1 rRNA gene is annotated in these 2,225 nt (G+C 56.6%); it reads right to left on the bottom strand.

The window, feature by feature from the left end:
• Positions 1–4: 4 nt before the first annotated feature.
• Positions 5–2,225: ribosomal RNA gene (locus ABEV74_RS19375) — 23S ribosomal RNA — on the bottom strand; the annotation flags it as partial.

Below are 2,225 nucleotides of genomic sequence, written 5' to 3'. Positions count from 1 at the left end.
GCCCTCGACCGATTAGTATTCGTCAGCTCCACGCATTGCTGCGCTTCCACCTCGAACCTATCGACCTGGTCGTCTTCCAGGGGTCTTACTGACTGGGAAATCTCATCTTGAGGGGGGCTTCGCGCTTAGATGCTTTCAGCGCTTATCCCTTCCGTACATAGCTACCCAGCTGTGCTCCTGGCGGAACAACTGGTACACCAGCGGTACGTCCATCCCGGTCCTCTCGTACTAAGGACAGCTCCTCTCAAATTTCCTACGCCCGCGACAGATAGGGACCGAACTGTCTCACGACGTTCTGAACCCAGCTCGCGTACCGCTTTAATGGGCGAACAGCCCAACCCTTGGGACCTACTTCAGCCCCAGGATGCGATGAGCCGACATCGAGGTGCCAAACCTCCCCGTCGATGTGGACTCTTGGGGGAGATAAGCCTGTTATCCCCAGGGTAGCTTTTATCCGTTGAGCGATGGCCCTTCCATTCGGTACCACCGGATCACTAAGCCCGACTTTCGTCCCTGCTCGACTTGTCGGTCTCGCAGTCAAGCTCCCTTCTGCCTTTGCACTCTTCGAATGATTTCCAACCATTCTGAGGGAACCTTGGGACGCCTCCGTTACGCTTTGGGAGGCGACCGCCCCAGTCAAACTGCCCGCCTGACACGGTCCCTCCGCCCGATTCAGGGCGGCAGGTTAGAACTCCGATACGATCAGGGTGGTATCCCAACGTCGCCTCCACCGAAGCTGGCGCCCCGGCTTCTCAGGCTCCCACCTATCCTGTACAGATCGTACCAAAGTCCAATATCAAGCTGCAGTAAAGCTCCATGGGGTCTTTCCGTCTTGTCGCGGGTAACCTGCATCTTCACAGGTATTAAAATTTCACCGGATCTCTCGTTGAGACAGCGCCCAAGTCGTTACGCCATTCGTGCGGGTCAGAATTTACCTGACAAGGAATTTCGCTACCTTAGGACCGTTATAGTTACGGCCGCCGTTTACTGGGGCTTCGGTTCACAGCTTCGGGCCGAAACCCTAACCGCTCCCCTTAACCTTCCAGCACCGGGCAGGCGTCAGCCCGTATACTTCGCCTTGCGGCTTCGCACAGACCTGTGTTTTTGCTAAACAGTCGCTTGGGCCTTTTCACTGCGGCCCCCTCGGGCTATTCACCCTACCGGGGCACCCCTTCTCCCGAAGTTACGGGGTCATGTTGCCGAGTTCCTTAACGAGAGTTCTTCCGCGCGCCTTAGCATCCTCTGCTCGCCTACCTGTGTCGGTTTGCGGTACGGGCACCTTCGCCTGGCTAGAGGCTTTTCTCGGCAGCCGGAGCCCATGACCTTCGGTACTCCAATGTTCCCTCCCCATCACAGCCCAGCCTTTCGATCAGCGGATTTGCCTGCTGATCAGCCTCACTGCTTGGACGGACTATTCCATCAGTCCGCGTCACTGCCCTTCTGCGTCACCCCATCGCTCATCACGGCTTACGGTGGTACAGGAATTTCAACCTGTTGTCCTTCGACTACGCCTTTCGGCCTCGCCTTAGGTCCCGACTTACCCTGAGCGGACGAACCTTCCTCAGGAACCCTTAGGCTTTCGGCGGATGGGATTCTCACCCATCTTTTCGTTACTCATACCGGCATTCTCACTTGCATGCGGTCCACCAGTCCTTCCGGTCTGACTTCTACCCCCATGCAACGCTCCCCTACCACTGTACATCGCTGTACAATCCATAGCTTCGGTGGTGTGTTTAGCCCCGTTACATTTTCGGCGCAGAGTCACTCGACCAGTGAGCTATTACGCACTCTTTAAATGGTGGCTGCTTCTAAGCCAACATCCTGGTTGTCTTTGCAACTCCACATCCTTTCCCACTTAACACACACTTGGGGACCTTAGCTGATGATCTGGGCTGTTTCCCTCTTGACCGCGGATCTTAGCACTCGCGGTCTGACTCCCGGGCAGCGCGTCCTTGGCATTCGGAGTTTGACTGGACTTGGTAACCCTTGGCGGGCCCCGCACCCAATCAGTGCTCTACCTCCACGACGCTCCTTTCCCGAGGCTAGCCCTAAAGCTATTTCGGGGAGAACCAGCTATCTCCGAGTTCGATTGGAATTTCTCCGCTACCCCCACCTCATCCCCGAATTTTTCAACATTCGTGGGTTCGGGCCTCCAGTGCGTGTTACCGCACCTTCACCCTGGACAGGGGTAGATCACCCGGTTTCGGGTCTACGCCCACGTACTC

This window comes from Paenibacillus cisolokensis, from assembly GCF_050481165.1.
GTDB lineage: Bacteria > Bacillota > Bacilli > Paenibacillales > Paenibacillaceae > Paenibacillus_AH > Paenibacillus_AH cisolokensis.
This window is presented reverse-complemented; position numbering and strand designations above follow the sequence as displayed.